General features: G+C 65.1%; 13 protein-coding genes and 1 pseudogene. 2 read left to right on the top strand and 12 right to left on the bottom strand.

Annotated features, from left to right (window positions below):
• Nucleotides 1-64 precede the first annotated feature (64 nt).
• The 7 genes from tssG to tssB all read right to left on the bottom strand — a co-directional run bounded on the left by tssG (nt 65) and on the right by tssB (nt 6,920).
• Nucleotides 65-1,105: a type VI secretion system baseplate subunit TssG gene (gene tssG, locus ASF90_RS05315; protein ID WP_055846869.1), complete on the bottom strand. Its 1,041-nt coding sequence runs from the start codon at nt 1,103-1,105 to the stop codon at nt 65-67.
• The gene (gene tssF / locus ASF90_RS05310) at nt 1,069-2,952 is read right to left on the bottom strand and encodes a type VI secretion system baseplate subunit TssF (RefSeq protein ID WP_055846866.1); all 1,884 of its coding nucleotides are present in this window, start codon (nt 2,950-2,952) and stop codon (nt 1,069-1,071) included. The genes tssG and tssF overlap by 37 nt, the downstream gene beginning before the upstream one ends.
• 4 nt (nt 2,953-2,956) lie before the next feature.
• Nucleotides 2,957-3,460 carry a type VI secretion system baseplate subunit TssE gene (tssE, locus tag ASF90_RS05305; RefSeq protein WP_055846864.1) on the bottom strand — a complete coding sequence of 168 codons (504 nt, stop codon included), beginning with the start codon at nt 3,458-3,460 and terminating at the stop codon, nt 2,957-2,959.
• 5 nt (nt 3,461-3,465) lie between these two features.
• Nucleotides 3,466-4,260, bottom strand: a complete 795-nt coding sequence (locus ASF90_RS05300; RefSeq protein WP_055846862.1) for a type VI secretion system accessory protein TagJ — start codon at nt 4,258-4,260, stop codon at nt 3,466-3,468.
• Between the two features lie 65 nt (nt 4,261-4,325).
• On the bottom strand, nt 4,326-4,829 hold the full coding sequence (locus ASF90_RS05295; protein ID WP_055846859.1) for a type VI secretion system tube protein Hcp: 504 nt from the start codon (nt 4,827-4,829) through the stop codon (nt 4,326-4,328).
• A gap of 83 nt (nt 4,830-4,912) precedes the next feature.
• Nucleotides 4,913-6,406: a type VI secretion system contractile sheath large subunit gene (tssC, locus tag ASF90_RS05290; RefSeq protein ID WP_055846855.1), complete on the bottom strand. Its 1,494-nt coding sequence runs from the start codon at nt 6,404-6,406 to the stop codon at nt 4,913-4,915.
• Nucleotides 6,407-6,410: 4 nt separating this feature from the next.
• The gene (gene tssB, locus ASF90_RS05285; protein WP_008572540.1) at nt 6,411-6,920 is read right to left on the bottom strand and encodes a type VI secretion system contractile sheath small subunit; all 510 of its coding nucleotides are present in this window, start codon (nt 6,918-6,920) and stop codon (nt 6,411-6,413) included.
• A 289-nt stretch (nt 6,921-7,209) separates the two neighbouring features.
• Here tssB and tagK point away from each other — a divergent pair.
• Nucleotides 7,210-7,868, top strand: a pseudogene (gene tagK, locus ASF90_RS05280) (transcriptional regulator TagK).
• 426 nt (nt 7,869-8,294) lie between these two features.
• On the opposite strand, the gene ASF90_RS05275 reads toward tagK, so the two are convergent.
• The 4 genes from ASF90_RS05275 to ASF90_RS05260 form a co-directional block, all read right to left on the bottom strand.
• Nucleotides 8,295-8,741 carry a universal stress protein gene (locus tag ASF90_RS05275; protein WP_055850174.1) on the bottom strand — a complete coding sequence of 149 codons (447 nt, stop codon included), beginning with the start codon at nt 8,739-8,741 and terminating at the stop codon, nt 8,295-8,297.
• Nucleotides 8,742-8,931: 190 nt separating this feature from the next.
• Complete coding sequence (locus ASF90_RS05270) at nt 8,932-9,513, bottom strand: sugar O-acetyltransferase (protein ID WP_055846851.1); 582 nt, start codon at nt 9,511-9,513, stop codon at nt 8,932-8,934.
• Between the two features lie 204 nt (nt 9,514-9,717).
• Nucleotides 9,718-11,904: a DNA helicase II gene (gene uvrD / locus ASF90_RS05265; protein WP_055846846.1), complete on the bottom strand. Its 2,187-nt coding sequence runs from the start codon at nt 11,902-11,904 to the stop codon at nt 9,718-9,720.
• A 685-nt stretch (nt 11,905-12,589) separates the two neighbouring features.
• Nucleotides 12,590-13,984 carry an FAD-dependent oxidoreductase gene (locus ASF90_RS05260; protein ID WP_055846843.1) on the bottom strand — a complete coding sequence of 465 codons (1,395 nt, stop codon included), beginning with the start codon at nt 13,982-13,984 and terminating at the stop codon, nt 12,590-12,592.
• Nucleotides 13,985-14,153: 169 nt separating this feature from the next.
• Here ASF90_RS05260 and ASF90_RS05255 point away from each other — a divergent pair, with 169 nt between their 5' ends.
• A complete protein-coding gene (locus ASF90_RS05255) occupies nt 14,154-14,546 on the top strand; it encodes a VOC family protein (protein ID WP_055846840.1) in 393 nt (130 codons plus the stop codon).
• A 10-nt stretch (nt 14,547-14,556) separates the two neighbouring features.
• Here ASF90_RS05255 and cls read toward each other — a convergent pair whose 3' ends face one another.
• Nucleotides 14,557-15,975 (bottom strand): cardiolipin synthase, encoded by a 1,419-nt coding sequence (gene cls / locus ASF90_RS05250; RefSeq protein WP_055846837.1) that lies wholly within the window; start codon nt 15,973-15,975, stop codon nt 14,557-14,559.
• Nucleotides 15,976-15,988: the final 13 nt, after the last annotated feature.

Below are 15,988 nucleotides of genomic sequence, written 5' to 3'. Positions count from 1 at the left end.
GCGTCCTTCGAAGTCGGTACGTAGCGTGTGAGCGTGTGTGTGAGCGGCAGTGGTAGCGGTGCGATCAGCCGGAGGGGCGCAACACCACCTCGTCGGCGTCGGCAACGCTCCAGGCGCGCCGGCCGAGCCAGGTGTCCAGGCCCAAGCGGCTATTGCGTGCCAGGTGCGGGGTGGGGACTTCGTCGGCCTTGAGCAGCAACTGCAGCTCCCAGCCGAATTCGTCGCCCAGATAGCTGCGTACCGCCGCGGTGAGCTGGCGTAGCGCGTGGCCACCGGGCAGGAAACGTTGAAACGCGATGCGTGGCAGCGGCCCCAGCCGAATCCGCACACGCTGCTGTGCGCCGCGTACCTGCGCACCGACCACGCTGTCCACACCGAGCCGTGCATTGCGCGGACCAAGGCCCAGTTGCAACTGCGCATCGGCGGGGAGCCGCATCCATTCGGCAATGAATTCCTGTACCTGTACCGGCCAGTCGAACAGCTGCTGCAGCACGGCGCGCAAGCCTTCCGGTGTGCGCGTGGCCGCGCCAAACCGGCCGGCGTGATAGCGGCGCGCATCGTCGGGCAATGCATCGCGCTCGCGCAGGTGCGGGCTGGCGATACCGACCAGCGCATCCAGCCACGCACGGAACTGATCGCTGGCCGGTCGCTCGGCCTGCACGGTGGGCTGCGCCTGCGCCCAGGCGCGATAGAACAGGCTGAGCATGCGGTGATGGAACACATCGGCAAACGCGGCGAAGGTGCCATCCTTGGCTTGCAGCGCACGCTCGATGGCGTATTCGGTCAGGTGCAGCGGCAACGGCGCGTTGGGGCCAAACAGGCCGAGAAACAGCCCGTACAGCGCCGCGGGTTGCGCGTCGTGCGCCGGTGTGTAGCGGTCCAGGGCGTGCGGCGCGAATGCCAGCGACGGGGTGTGCCGCAGGCGCACTACATCGTCCACCGCACGGGCGGATTCGCCCAGGCGCGGCTGCAACGGATGGCAACGCTCGATCGCGCGCAGCGCCGCAAACGGAGTGAAGTCCTGGGGCCGGGTCTGCAGCGCCTGTTCCAGCGCGGCAGCACCGGCGCTTACAGGCGCGGTCGGGAGCCGGGCTGGGCGGGCCATCGGGCCACCTCGTTGCGTTCGGTGGTGCGCAGTACGGTTTCGGTAAAGGAATTCACCGAGACATAGCGCGCAAAGAAGTGCCGCAGCACCGAGGTCAGCAGAAACGCGCCGGTGCCTTCGAAAGCGGCGTCTTCGCAAGTGAGCGTGATCTCCAAACCACGGCCGAACGTGATCGGGCCCGGTACCGGAATGCGTCGCACGATCGGCGTGCCGGTGACCTGCTTGACCCCTTCGATCTGCCGCTGTGCCGAGGCATCGAACGGGTCGCAATACAGGGTGAGGATCTCGCGCAGCGCCGCCGCACCGTTAGGGCCATCTTCGAACAGCGACAGATAATTGAGCTGCAATTGGCTAAGCAAGCGCCACGCGGTTTGCCCGTCGGACACAGCCGGGCGCGGCTTGGTCGGCCCGGCCACGCAGCGCACGCTCTGTACCGGCACACCGCTGTCCATGCTGAAGTCGGTGGTGCCCTTGCCCACCGGCATGTGCAACGGCAGGTCGCGATTGCTGCACCACAACTGCAGCCCGAGCTGACGCAAGTTACTGGCGTGCGCCTGATCGTTGGCATCCACCAGGCTGACGAACACCTCGCTACCCACATAACTGGAGCGCGCGCCATCGCGGCGTTGCCGCGCCGACAGCAGGCGTGGCTCGCGGCGCATGGTGTAGAACGCGCCATGCCGCGCATGCCAGGTGTGTGCGTCGCCACCATAGAACGCGGTGAAGCGTTGTTCCGGTTCCTGGCGGTCGCCGAAGCCTTCCACCTCGCCCAGATGATGGATCTCGAAATCCATCGGCCGGGTGCGATCGGCTAGCACGTGATACTCGTGCTGGCCGGTCTGCAGATGGATGCGGTCTGCGCGGCGTTCGAACAAATTGATCGCCGGCGTACAGAACAGCTTGAAGTGTTCGGCACTCACTGCGGCCGCCAGGCTGGGCACGCTGCGTTCCAGCAAGATCACTACCTCGAAACTGGTGCCGTGCAGGCGACGCAATGCAGAGCGCAGACCGGCGAGTTCTGCGAACAGAAAGCGCTCCGGGCAGGCGAAATATTCCTGCAGCAACCGGTAGCCACTGAACGAGCGACCGTCATACGGGATCAAGCGGTCTTCGTCGGCGTACCCGCGCATCTGCAACGCATCGGCGCCTTGCAGCGTCTGCACGGTGGCGCCCTGCGCATCGCTGCCCCGTACCAGGACGGCGCTGGTGTCGGCATGCAGTTGTTCGTACAGCCGCTTGGGCAGGCCATCGGCGCCGGCAAGGAACAGCGGCAGCCGATCCAATGCCAGGCCTTGGGTCTGCGCACCGCCCACCAGCTCGAAGCGCAAGCGGATACCGGCGCGCACGCTGCGCCCGGCGGGCAATGCGATACCCGCCGCCGCCAGCGCAGCCGGCGATTCCAGATACTTGGCCTCGATCAACTGCAGCGGCCACAGCGTCACCGCATGCGCGGTGCGAAATTCGCAGGCGGTGCGCTCACCGGCGCCGATCAGGCTGCGCAGCGCGCTATGCCGCGGTACGTCGACACCGGCGCTCAAGCCGCTGTCTTTCAGATCCGGCTGCAGCTGCACCACCGCCATCGAGGGCAGTGGCGCCAGATAATGCGGGTAGACCATTTCCAGCAAGTGCTGGGTAAAGACCGGGTACTGCGCATCCAGCTTGAGCTGCACACGTGCGGCCAGAAACGCGAACCCTTCGAGTAGCCGCTCCACATACGGGTCAGCGCATTCGAACGCATCCAGCCCCAGCCGCCCGGCGATCTTGGGGTACTCGCGCGCAAACTCGGCGCCCATGTCGCGCACGTGCTGCAATTCGCGGGTGTAGTACGGGAGCAGGCGCGGGTCCATGGGATTAGCCGTGGCCCTCCATCACTTCGAGCCTGCCGGTTTCCAGGTCCAGCGCGGTCTTCAGATACAGATTCAACGGCAGCGGCTGCGCCCACATTTCCGATTGGATGGTGAACAGCAGCGAGCGCTTGTCCATGCGTTCAGCGTCGGCGTGCACGCTGACGCGCAAGGTATCGGCGATCAGGCGTGGTTCGAAGGCGAGGATGGCATCGCGAATGCGCTGCTGCAGCGCGGCCGCATCGATGCCGGCCACGGCTGCGCCGGCCAGATCGGGGATGCCGAAGTTGAGCACCGAGCGACGGATCTGCGGATGCGCGTCCAGCGGCCGGCTGGTTTCCAGATTCACTGCATTCAACAGCCACGACAGATCGCGGATTACGCATTCGCGCAGGCGCGTTGCCGAAATCACGCGTTGATCGCGGCTCTCTTCGCGTTGGCTGGGCGCGGCATCGGTGAGCCGGTCCAGCAGCGAGGGCTGCAAGCGTTCGGTGGTGGTGAGCTCGGCCATGACGATCAGGACGCGTCGAACTGCAGCTCGCGCACCTCGAGCAGCGCAACCTCGCGCGACTCGGTGCTGAGCATGCGTTGGCCCAGGCCGATTTCGCCCTGCGCACCTTCGGTCCATTCGGTGCGACGCGCCAGTTGCAGCTCGCCCGCATCTAGGTGTTCGCTGCCGGGATAGCGCACCGGCATGTACGCAAACGCCTGGCCGCCATTGCGCCACAACACGCTCACCGGCGCCCACACGGTATCGCGTAGATCGCTGGGCGCTTCGAAGCGTAGCTGCTGCACTTGATGTAGCGGTGCCCACGCATAGCCGGTGTCCAGGATCAGTTCGATGCATGGGCCGAAGCGTGCATCCGCATCGGCCAGCCATTCGAACCGCACGCCATCCAGCGTGCCGCCGATGGCCGGTGCCTGCGCAAACGCCTGCTCGCGCAATGCGGCCGCCTGCGCTGCATTGCCGCGTAGCGATAACTGCAAAGCCTGCAGGTGCAGCGCCATCCAGGCATCGGGTGCGCCGATCACGGTAGGCAGGCAGTCGCCGGCAAATACCGCAGCGCGCGTCTGTTCTGCCTGCAACACGCGCTGGTAGGTGTGCACCATCGGCGCACTGCCGCCATCCAGCTCCAGGCAGGCGCGTAGCTGATCGGCCGCACGCGACCACTGGCCCAGGACGGCCAGCAGCTGAAACAGAAACACGCGCTGCGCGGCATCGGCCGGTTGCCGACGCACCTGCTGCACCAATTGCTGCAACGCCTGCGCTGGCTCGCCACGGGCGAGCAGGGTCTGTGCGGTGGCATCCATCGCGCGTGTCCTTATCGAAGAAGGTGGCGGTGCCGGTTATGGCACCGCCGTTGGTGTTGCCGGCCTTACGCCTTGGCGACAGCCTGGATGTCGTAGGTGAATTCCTTCGCGCCGCCCTGCGCCGTGCCCTTGTCGTCCTGCGGCTGGAAGCCGTACTTGAACTTGCCGAAGTGCAGCGTCACGTTTTCAGTCAGACGGTCTTCGCCGCCGGAACCGCCAGTGGACAGCGAAGTGATCAGTACGCCTTCGCTCAACTCGATGGTGAGAAAGTCGCTCTGCTCGCCGGTGGCGTTGGTCACGTACAACCAGGCGTTTTCCACGCGTGCGCCGGTGCACACCGCATCGAGCAATGCGTTGGAGCAACCGTCGACGTACTTGGTGATGGAAATATCCTGGATATGCGCCTTGCCGCCGCTGGCCGAACCGCCACCGGTATGCAGGTCGCCGGAATTGCTCGCGCCCCACGACCACGCCAGGATCGGAATCTCGCCCTTGTGCTTCTTGTGATTGGACGCGCCTTCGATCTTGACCTTGCCGCTGCCGAACTTGATATGCATGTCGAACGCCATGGAACTGCTCCTTCGCTAAGTGGGAAACACAGGTGGTGCGACGTGCAGAGCGCACGTCGTCGCCGTGACGCAAAGACGCTGGATCAGGCCTTGGCGGCCGAGGGCAAGCGCGAGACCAGACGCAACGAGACGGTCAGGCCTTCCAGCTGGTAATGCGGCTTGAGGAAGAACTTGGAGCTGTAATAGCCCGGTGCGCCCTCCACTTCTTCCACCACCACTTCGGCGGCGGCCAAGGGCTTGCGCGCCTTGGTTTCTTCGCTGGAATTGGACGGGTCGCCATCGATGTACTGGGTCACCCAGCGCGTCAGCCAGCTCTGCATCTGCTCGCGATCGGAGAACGAACCGATCTTGTCGCGCACGATGCACTTGAGGTAATGCGCAAAGCGGCAGCACGCAAACATGTACGGCAGGCGCGCGCCCAATGCGGCGTTGGCGGTGGCATCCGGGTCGTCGTATTCGTCGGGCTTGTTCAAGGACTGCGCGCTGATGAAGGCGGCCATGTCCGAGTTCTTGCGATGCACCAGCGGCATCAGGCCCATCTTGTCCAGCTCGGCCGAACGGCGGTCGGTGATCGCAACTTCGGTGGGGCACTTCATGTCCACGCCGCCGTCGTCGGTGGGGAAGGTGTGCGTCGGCAGCCCTTCCACCGCGCCACCGGATTCGATGCCACGAATCCGCGAGCACCAGCCGTACTGTTTGAACGAGCGGTTGATGTTGACCGCCATCGCATACGCCGCGTTTTGCCAGGTGTATTTATTGGAATCGGCGCCGGCGGTCTCTTCTTCGAAATCGAATTCGTCCACCGGGCTGGTGGCCGCGCCATACGGCAGGCGCGACAGCGTGCGCGGCATCGCCAGACCGATGTACTTGGAGTCTTCCGACTCGCGCAGCGAGCGCCATGCGGCGTAATCGGGCGTGGAAAAGATCTTGGCCAGATCGCGCGGGTTGGACAGCTCGTTCCAGTTGTCCATGCCCATCAACTTGGGCGCGGCTGCGGCAATGAACGGCGCGTGCGCAGCCGCAGCAACCTGTGCAATACCGTTGAGCAGCTCCACATCCGGCGGGCTCTGGTCGAAGTAGTAATCGCCGACCAGGCAGCCATACGGCTCGCCGCCGAGCTGGCCGTATTCCTGCTCGTAGACCTTCTTGAAAATGGGGCTCTGATCCCACGCGGTGCCCTTGTAGCGCTTGAGCACCTTGCCCAGTTCCTTCTTGCTGATGTTCAGCACGCGGACCTTGAGCTGCTGATCGGTCTCGGTGTTGTTGACCAGGTAATGCAGGCCGCGCCAGGCACCTTCGAGCTGCTGCAGATCGGCGTGATGCAGGATCTGGTTGAGCTGTTCGGTGAGCGTGCGATCGATCTCGGCGATATAGGCCTTGATGGTTTGCGAAACGTCTTCGCTGACCACATCGCTGCGGTTGAGCACCTGCTCGGCGAGCGTGCGTACCGCCGCTTCCACTTCTTCCTTGGCGCGTTCGCTCTTGGGGCGGAACTCGCGATTGAGCAGCGCGGCAAAATCGCCCTGCTCGCTGGTTTCGGTACTGCTGCTGGCCAGTGCGGCTTCGGTGGCGGACATGGCGTCAGGCTCCTTCCGGCTCGGAGGCAGGCTTGGCCGCCGACACCAGCGACTGCAGCAACGCCGGGTCGCGGATGGCATTGGCAATCAGCTGCTCGGCGCCGGCTTTGCCGTCCATATAGGTGTCCAGGTTCGCCAACTGCGTGCGTGCTTCGAGCAACTTGGCCAGCGGCGCGACCTTGCGCGCGATGGCGGCCGGGGAAAAGTCGTCCATGCTTTCGAAGGTGATGTCCACCGCCAGCTCGCCTTCGCCGGTGAGCGTGTTGGGCACCTTGAACTGCGCACGCGGGCGCATCGACTGCAGCCGGCTATCGAAGTTGTCGACGTCGATCTCCAATGCCTTGCGCTCGTCCAGCGAAGGCAGTTCGCCGGCGTTGGCACCGGACAGGTCCGACATCACGCCCATTACGAACGGAATCTGCACTTTCTTCTGCGCGCCGTAGACCTCTACGTCGTATTCGATCTGCACGCGTGGCGCCCGATTGCGGGCGATGAACTTCTGACTGCTGGCCATGCCTGATCTCCGATTGAGCTTGCCCGTTGCGCCAACGTGCGGGGCACGTGCGCTGCCTTGTGGCCTGGATATCGCCGGCCCGGCCGATCGCCTGGAGCCTGCGTGCGACGCCGGTGCTGCGAGCTTCCCCGCAACTGCCGCACCACGCGGACCAAAGCGACAGGCCGTGCGATGACGCTCTTCAGCGTTGCGGCGAGTCTAGGAATGGCCCTGCGCGCTCACCCGACAAATCGTCTCAATCGTGCCGATGCGTGATGCGCGGCCGACTTCGTGAAAGAGGCGTGATGGGTTGGCGATGCTTTTTTCGGTTGATCAAAGGACAGGCCCCGGGGAGTGGGCCGCAGGCAGTACCGCATGAGCATCAGCTACTACAGCGCCATCGCGCCGCAAGCGTCCTCGACCATGGAGGCGCATGCGCCGCTGATGATCGATCTGCTGGCCTATATCGAGCAGCACATCAGTGAGGCCGAACTCGGCACCGAGTCGTTGCAACAGGCGTTCGCGCTGTCGCGGGCGTCGTTGTATCGGCTGTTCCAGTCGCGTGGCGGCGTCGCCAGTTATATCCGCGAGCAGCGCCTGTGCACTGCGCACCGCTATCTGCAGGCGTATCCGGAGTGCAGCCTGACCTGGTTGCTGTACGAAATGGGGTTTGCCTCGGAGCGGCAGTTCCAGCGCGCCTTCCAGCAGCGCTTCGGCATGCCACCGATGCAGTGGCGCCGCCAATGCCGCGCCACGCCGCACGCACCGGCACCGCGCCGTGGCCACTACATGCCGATGTGGCGCTTCATGCGCGAGCTAGGCCAGGACGCGCCGCAGCACACGCCCGCCACGCCACGCACGGCTGCGCCGCTCACCCATAACGCACCGCTGATGCACGCCGAAGCACTGCGCCGGCTCGCCCGACCGTCGCCACGCTTTGTGGCGCAACTGGAGCCGATGAAGGGCTAATGCGTAGGAGCGCACCTGGGCGCGATGGCATTACCGGGAACGCCCCATCGCGCCCGGGGGCGCTCCTACAACAGTGTGCATGCATCAGACTGCACGTCCATTCATCGTTTTCTTGTCTGACTCACGCACACCGGAAACTATAAGCACTACGTAGGAGCGCACCTGGGCGCGACTGGCTTCACCGGGAAGCCCCATCGCGCCCGGGGGCGCTCCTACAACAGCGTGCATGCATCAGACTGCACGTCGATTCATCGTGTTCTTGTCTGCCTCGTGCACACCGGAAACTATAAGCACTACGTAGGAGCGCACCTGGGCGCGACGGGCTTCACCGGGAACGCCAGTCGCGCCCAGGTGCGCTCCTACGCGTAACAACCCGATGGGTCGTCTGCGTGCCTGATCTTCAAAACGCTCGCATCGACATCGGCCTCAACGAATCACCAGCACCGGGATCGTACTGTGCGTCAGCACTTCCACGGTCTGGCTGCCGAGCAGCATGCGGCGCACGCCACGTCGCCCGTGCGAGGTCATGATGATGAGATCGCTTCTGCATTCTTCTGCGATCTGCACGATGCCCTCGGCGGCGAAGCGGTCCAGCACATGCCGTGAGGTGGCCTTGATGTTTGCAGCTATCGCCAGCTCCAGTGCAGGACGCAGAATCTTTTCGGCAGCGGCTTCGCGCTCATTACGATATTCCGGGCTCGCCTCGTAGCCCACGCTCCAGCCCATCGCGTCGTACATGCCCATCGCCCACGGCTCGGACACGGTGACGATGTCGACCTTGGCACCGGTCGCCTTGGCTAATTCCAGCCCCTGAAACAAGCCGCGATGCGACAGCTCGGATGCATCGATGGCGATGAGAATACGTTTGTACATGGTGACCTCCTGCAAGGGTGGCAGTGCTGCCAAAGGGTAGTGCCGGACTCACGGTGACAGGCGCTGGTGGTGGCTGCCTTGATGTGGATCAATGCTGCAATTGCTGGTGTGGCGACTCATGATGTTTTTGCTACTACGTCCAACGCATGCAAGATCGCTCACATCGCACGCAACGCGTCTTTCACTGCGCTCAATCCGTCGCTACGGCATCCGGATCAGGCCGCATCTCGCGCACGCGCGCCGGATTGCCCACTGCCGTCGCACCCGCGGGGACATCGCGGGTGACCACCGCGCCTGCGCCGATCAACGCATCGTCGCCAATGCTCACGCCCGGCAGGATGATCGCCCCGCCGCCAATCCACACGTTGCGCCCGATGCGGATCGGGCGTCCAAATTCCAGACCGCTGGCGCGGCCGGCCGCATCGCGCGGATGATCGGCAGCGTAAAGCTGGACGCCAGGCCCGATCTGCGTGCCATCGCCAATGCTGACGTCGCAAATATCCAGAATCACACAGTTAAAATTGAGAAAGACCCCGGCGCCCAAGCGGATGTTGTACCCGTAGTCGCAATGAAACGGCGCACGGATCACCGAGCCCGCGCCCACCTGGGCCAACCGCTCGCGCAAGAGCGCGTGCCGCTGCTCAGCCGTCTGCAGGGCAGCTGCGTTGTAACGCACCATCCACTCGGCAGCGGCCGCCTGATCGGCCTGCAGCGCTTCATCGGCAGCGTTGTACAGCTCGCCTGCGAGCATTTTCTGTTTTTCGGTGCGCATCGGGCCGTGTGTCTTCATGCAGTCGCTTCGACCGCAGCGTGTCACGAATGCTGTGGCGAATGCATCGGGCAGCGCACAACGGCGCGATACGGTGCTGGAAAGGCCTGGACACGAAGATGACGCTCCGTCACCGCGACCCACCCTCATCCAGAACTGCGCGCCACACCTGCCTGCAGGAAGAGGAGAAAGCGCGCCATCGCCTAGCTACATCACCGTCAGATTCGCGTACGCCATCACCAGCCATTTGGCGCCGACTTCGTCGAACTGCACCTGCACGCGCGCATGCGCACCGCTGCCTTCGTAATCCACAACCACGCCGCCGCCGAAGGTGGGGTGCTCGACGTTGGCGCCGAGTTTGATCGGCGCGGTCTCCACGATTCCGTGCACCGGGCCGCCACGCGCTGCGCCCAACGAGGCGGTGCGCGAAACCTGCACCTTGGGGCGCACTTCGTTCAATAACTCGCGCGGGATCTCGCGCAAAAATCGCGACGGGACGTTGTAGTTGTCCTGACCATGGATGCGGCGCGACTCGGCGTAGCACAGCACCAGCTTCTGCCGTGCGCGAGTGATGCCCACATACGCCAGACGCCGTTCTTCTTCCAGCCGGCCGCTTTCTTCCAGCGACCGCGCACTCGGGAACAAGCCATCTTCCAGGCCGACCAGAAACACGATCGGAAACTCCAGGCCCTTGGCCGAATGCAGCGTCATCAACTGCACGCCTTCTTCGCCGGCCTGCGCCTGGCCTTCGCCGGCTTCCAGCGAGGCGTATGCCAGAAACGCAACCAGCTCGGTCATGCCCTGGCTGTCTTCGTCGTCCGGCCGGGTGAAGCGCGAGGCCACCGACACCAGTTCGTCCAGGTTCTCGGTGCGCGATTCCGAATCCAGCCCGCTGCGGCTTTCCTTGGCCCAATGCTCGCGCAGGCCCGAGCGCATCAGCACGTGGTCGATGCGTTCGGCCAGTTCCATCTCGCCGGTTTCGGCGTGCAACTGGCCGACCAGGCTCAGGAAGGTCGCCAAGGCATTGCGCGCACGCGCGGCCAGGCTGTTTTCCTGCGTGGCCAGCATTGCCGCTTCCCACAACGACAATGCATTGGCGCGTGCCAGTCGGCGCACTTCGTCCAGCGTGCGGTCGCCGATACCACGCGTGGGCGTATTGACGGCGCGTTCGAAGGCGGCATCGTCGCTGCGGTTGGTGAGCAGGCGCAGGTAAGCCAGCGCATCCTTGATTTCGGCGCGCTCGAAAAAGCGCATGCCGCCATACACGCGGTACGGCAATTGCTCGGAAATCAGTGCTTCTTCCAGCGCGCGCGATTGCGCGTTACTGCGATACAGCACCGCCACTTCGCCGTAGCTGCCGCCATCGCGCACCCACTGGCGCGCGCGCTCCACCGCATAGCGCGCCTCGTCCACTTCGTTATAGGCCGCGTACAGATCGATCGGGTCGCCATCGCCGGAATCGGTCCACAGCTGCTTGCCGATACGGTCCGGGTTATGGGCGATCACCGCATTGGCCGCGCCCAGGATATTGGCGCTGGAACGGTAGTTTTGCTCCAGCCGCACCGTCTGCGCGCCGGGGAAATCCTTGAGGAACCGCTGCACGTTCTCGACCTTGGCACCGCGCCAGCCATAGATCGCCTGGTCGTCGTCGCCGACCACAAACACATGCCCGGTCTCGCCGGCCAGCACGCGCACGAAGGCGTACTGGATGGCGTTGGTGTCCTGGAACTCGTCCACCAGAATTTCGCGAAAGCGAGCGCGGTAATGCGCCAGCAATGCCGGGGTGTCGCGCAGCAGTTCGTGCGCGCGCAGCAGCAGCTCTGCGAAATCCAGCAGCCCGGAGCGGTCGCAACGTTCCTGATAGGCCGCATACACCTGCCGGCGCACCTCGGTCCAATCGTCGTTGGGCTCGGGCTGGATATGCTGCGGACGACGGCCTTCGTCCTTCTGCTCGTTGATCCACCAGCTCATCTGCTTGGGCGGATACTTGCTCTCGTCGAGCTCCAGCGACTGCACCACGCGCTTGACCAGCCGCAGCTGGTCGTCGCTGTCCATGACCTGGAAGCCTTCCGGCAGCCGCGCGTCCTGCCAATGCAGGCGCAACAGCCGATGCGCCAGCCCATGGAAGGTGCCGATCCACATCCCGCGGCTGCCGTTACGTAGCTGCAGGTCGGTGCGGTGACGCATCTCGCCGGCGGCCTTGTTGGTGAAGGTCACCGCAAAGATGCCGTGGTTGGGCACGCCCTGGACTTCGTTGAGCCAGGCGATGCGATGGATCAGCACGCGCGTCTTGCCGGAGCCGGCGCCGGCCAGCACGAGGTAATGCCCCGGCGGCGCGGAAACGGCCTCGCGCTGGGCGGGGTTTAAATGATCGAGCAAATGAGAGACATCCACCGGCGCATTTTACCGGTTGTGGCGTCGCTGCGGCTGAGATTGCGATGAAGCGGTTTGGGATTGCTGCCCCCATCCGCCCTTCGGGCACCTTCCCCCGCAGGCGGGAGAAGGCAGGATGCTGGCTTCTCTGCCGCCTGCCAGAGAAGCTTAGGAGGTTGATTGCTCTGCCGCCTGCCAGAGAAGCTTAGGAGGTTGATTGCTCTGACGCCTGCCAGAGAAGCTTGGGACGTCGATTGCTCTGACGCCTACCTGAGAAGCTTAGGACGTCGATTGCTCTGACGCCTGCCTGAGAAGCCAGGACGTCGATTGCTCTGACGCCTACCAGAGAAGCTAGGACGTTGATTCCTCTGACACCGGCAAGATGAAGGCAGCAGGTTGATTGTTTTCCCGCCTGCTAGAGATCAGGCAGTGCTCGCCATGGCAGAGCCCCTCTCCCGGCTGCGGGGCTCCAAGGCACGGCTTGCGCGCCGCGCGCGTGCGTGCGTGCCTTGGAGCGCCCGCGCCGCAAGCGCAGGCCGGGGCGCGGAGCCGGGGTTGGGGGAGGGCACGAGACGCAGCCAAGCGAGTCACCCGAGGCTTCGCTCGCCCCCTCATCCGGCGCTGTGTGTCGCCTTGGCCCCTCGAAGAAGCCAATGTCGCGGCCGGAGAAGGCGGCCAAGCTCCTTCTCTGTTGCCGACACGCCTATCAGCGCTCCAGCTGCACCAACACATCCCGCGCAATCGCCGCTGCCTGTTCGCGCAACTCCGGCACTGCCAGGCTTTCCCACAACGAACCGATCCGCAGGCTGCCGATCACCCGTAGCCGCGGGTTGGCGCGCCCGTCGGCATCGAGCAGGCTGCCGTCGGCGGCGGTGTCCACGCCGATCCCATGCGGGCCGGCCATCGCGATGCCCTGCCCCAGCAACTGCTGCAGCAACGGGTTACGCATCGCCTGTACGCGCATTTCAACGCCCGTGGCATTGACCAGCGTCTGCACATCCAGCTGCAACGCATGCCCGGCACTGGCGGCGCCGGCACTCACACGCACGCATGCACCTACCTCGAAGGCCACATCCAGCCGTGCACGATGCAATTGCAGTTGCCCACGCGTCTGCATCGCCTGCAACTGCGCATGCACCGGCGCGGCAATGCGATGCCGATGCACATCCCAGTAGCGCACCACATGCCGCAGGAAACGGCGTTGATCGGCCACCGACAAGGTCTGCCACAAGGCCTGACTCAATGGTCGGATGCGTTCCATCACGCTCTGCCACGGCAGCCCCTGTGCCAGCGCCGCGCGCGCGTGCTGGCGCAACGCGCGCATGCGTGCGCGCAAGGACAAGGCAAGCAATGGTTGTGGATCGAAGTCGGCGGCAGCGCCATGCGCATGCGGCAAGGGCAGCAGACCATGCCGCGACACCACATGCACCGCGCCGCGATGGGCCTGCGCGGCCAGCGTCACCACGGTGTCGGCCATGCTCAGCCCCGAGCCGACGATGCACACGGCGGCGTCTTGCGGCAACCCGGCCACTGCTTCGGTGTCCCAGGCTTCCACCCGTTGCGCCGCTGACAGGCCGGTGGCACCACGCAACGGCAACGGGCGCAGCGCGTTACCGACCGCCAGCACCACGGCGGTGGCCTGCATGGTGTGTCCGTCATCCAGCTGCAACAGCGCGCCGTCTGCGTTGGGCTGCAGGGTCTGCACGCGTGCGGTGTGCACGCGCAAGGTCGCAGGACTGGTTGCACGCGCAGCCTGCAGGCGCTCGCGCAGGTACGGGGCGTAATGCCTGCGCCCAACATACTGTTGCGGCAGCTGCGCGTCGTCCAGCTCCGGGCAGCATGCGTGCGCGCGCAGGTAGTCGACAAAATCCTGCGGCGTATCGGCCAGCGCGCTCATGCGCGCGGCGGGCACGTTCAATAGATGCTCGGGCCGCGCCGTGGAATAGGCCACGCCTTCGCCCAGCACCGGGTGCGGCTCGATCAACACGATCTGCAGCGGCGTGGTCGCCTGATGCAGCAGCTGCAATGCCACCAGCACGCCGGAAGCGCCGCCTCCGACGATGGCGATCGCTGCAACGCCGGGATCACGCGATGTGTTCATTGCGGCATTGTAGGCGATGGCTGCACCAGACCCCTTAGTCACCGCACCACTCGCTGCGAAGGCGCGTCGCCGCCGCCGCAAGGGTGGGAGCGGCTGCCATGCGCCCCGGCATCAGAAGCACGTACGATCAGCCGCGCACGCTCGGTAAACGCCGCGGGAGGCCCACAGGATGTCCATCGCATTGGTCAGGCTCATTATCTATGTCCGCGACGTCGCTGCGGCCAAGGCGTTCTACCAGACCCACTTCGCGCTTCCCGTCATCGAGGAGATCGCCGATCAGTGGGTCGTCCTGGTGGCGGGCCAGATCGAACTGGCGCTGCACCTGATGGGCGACAGGTACCGACAGCAGCCGTCATCGCCCGCATCCGACGGGGCACCGGCGGCAGGCTCGACCACCAAGTTGGTGTTCGCCATCACCTCCGATCTGGCCGCCCATCGCGAGCAACTGCGCAGCGCAGGCGTGCGTGTGGATGAACTCAAACGCTATGCGGGCTTCGCTTACCAGATGTACGACGGCCGCGACCCGGAGGGAAACGTGTTCCAGGTGATGCGCCCGGACTGAGCGCAGGCCACTACATCAACGCATCCGCCAGCCGCGCGATGCCTTCGCGACTGCGTCGCCAGGCCGGGCGCCGCCGCCACTGTTGCAGATCCAGCTGACGTGCGTTGGCCAGATAGTCCTGTTCGATCGCGCGCAACCGCTGCACCACACCGGTGTCGTAGCACACCATGCCGATCTCGGCGTTGAGCGCGAACGAGCGGATATCCAGATTGATCGAGCCCACCAGCGCGATGTTTTCATCCATGCTCAGGTGCTTGGCATGCAGGAAGTGCGGGCGGTACAGCGCAATCTTCACCCCACAGCGCAGCAGCTCGTCGAAATACGCTTCCTGTGCCCACGCCGCCAGACGCTGGTTGTTGCGCTCGGACAAGATCAGCTGCACATCCACGCCCGAGACCGCGGCGATGCGCAAGGCGCTCAGCAAGGCCTCGTCCGGCACGAAGTACGGCGTCACCAGTACCACTTTTCGTCGCGCCAGATGGATCACCGCATTGATCGCATCGCGCGCGTTCTCGAAGGGGTACGCCGGCCCGCTGGGCAGCAACTGGGTGGCGATATTGGCCTCGCAGACCGGCGCATCCGGCCAGACATCCAGACGTTGCCCGGTTTCGGTGAACCAGTCGCTGGCGAACACCGCTTCCAGATGATTGACCACCGGCCCGCGCACGCGCGCCACCAGCTCGCGATTGGGCACGCCGTCGATGAAGCCGGCGTCGGCCAGATTCTGCGAGCCGACAAAACCCACCTGGTTGTCGATCACCGCAATCTTGCGGTGATTACGCAGATCCATGCGCCCGCTGCGGCGCCAGCGCAGCCCACCGGGCAGCACCGCCAGCACCTCGATGCCGTCGGCCTGCAGCCGCTTGCGATAGCGCCGCAGGCCGCGCTTGGCGCCCACCGCATCGAGCAGCACGCGGCAGCGCACGCCGCGCGCGCTTGCCCGCTGCAGCGCTGCCACCACCGCATCGCCCACCGCATCGTCGAACATCAGGTAATACAGCAGATGCACGCGCTTTTCGGCCGCATCGATCGCGACGATCAACGCCTGCAGCGACTGCGCGTAGTCATCGAGCAATTCCACCGCATTGCCCAAGGTGGGCATGAAGTCGCCCTGCCGTTCGATCAGCGGCACCACCTCGGCGCTGCTGGTATCGGGCGGCGGCGTCCAGCGCAGCGCATGCAACGGCAGCTGCTGTTCGCGAATCACCTGCGAGGCGGTGGCCTGCCGCTCCACGCGCAGCCGCGACAACCACGGGTGGCCGAGCAACAGATACAGCGGCAGGCCGACCACCGGCACAAAGCCGATCAGCAGCAACCAGCTGCGCGCCGCGCCAGGCGTGGTGCGGGTGGGAATCCATAGCAGCGCGGCCAGGCGGATCACCCAGTCCAGCGCCAACAGCCAGGTCCCTTGCAACCAGTCGGGCAGCATCAGCGCTCCGTTC

Source organism: Xanthomonas sp. Leaf148 (genome assembly GCF_001423585.1).
In the GTDB taxonomy this organism is placed as follows: Bacteria; Pseudomonadota; Gammaproteobacteria; order Xanthomonadales; family Xanthomonadaceae; genus Xanthomonas.
Note: the sequence above shows the minus strand (reverse complement) of the source record. Positions and strands in the feature narration are given on the sequence as shown.

Bases quoted from the DNA above. Each gene is read 5' to 3' on its own strand.
- tssG (WP_055846869.1), bottom strand. From the start codon at position 1,105: ATGGCCCGCCCAGCCCGGCTCCCGACCGCGCCTGTAAGCGCCGGTGCT.
- tssF (WP_055846866.1), bottom strand. From the start codon at position 2,952: ATGGACCCGCGCCTGCTCCCGTACTACACCCGCGAATTGCAGCACGTG.
- tssE (WP_055846864.1), bottom strand. From the start codon at position 3,460: ATGGCCGAGCTCACCACCACCGAACGCTTGCAGCCCTCGCTGCTGGAC.
- ASF90_RS05300 (WP_055846862.1), bottom strand. From the start codon at position 4,260: ATGGATGCCACCGCACAGACCCTGCTCGCCCGTGGCGAGCCAGCGCAG.
- ASF90_RS05295 (WP_055846859.1), bottom strand. From the start codon at position 4,829: ATGGCGTTCGACATGCATATCAAGTTCGGCAGCGGCAAGGTCAAGATC.
- tssC (WP_055846855.1), bottom strand. From the start codon at position 6,406: ATGTCCGCCACCGAAGCCGCACTGGCCAGCAGCAGTACCGAAACCAGC.
- tssB (WP_008572540.1), bottom strand. From the start codon at position 6,920: ATGGCCAGCAGTCAGAAGTTCATCGCCCGCAATCGGGCGCCACGCGTG.
- ASF90_RS05275 (WP_055850174.1), bottom strand. From the start codon at position 8,741: ATGTACAAACGTATTCTCATCGCCATCGATGCATCCGAGCTGTCGCAT.
- ASF90_RS05270 (WP_055846851.1), bottom strand. From the start codon at position 9,513: ATGCGCACCGAAAAACAGAAAATGCTCGCAGGCGAGCTGTACAACGCT.
- ASF90_RS05260 (WP_055846843.1), bottom strand. From the start codon at position 13,984: ATGAACACATCGCGTGATCCCGGCGTTGCAGCGATCGCCATCGTCGGA.
- ASF90_RS05255 (WP_055846840.1), top strand. From the start codon at position 14,154: ATGTCCATCGCATTGGTCAGGCTCATTATCTATGTCCGCGACGTCGCT.
- cls (WP_055846837.1), bottom strand. From the start codon at position 15,975: ATGCTGCCCGACTGGTTGCAAGGGACCTGGCTGTTGGCGCTGGACTGG.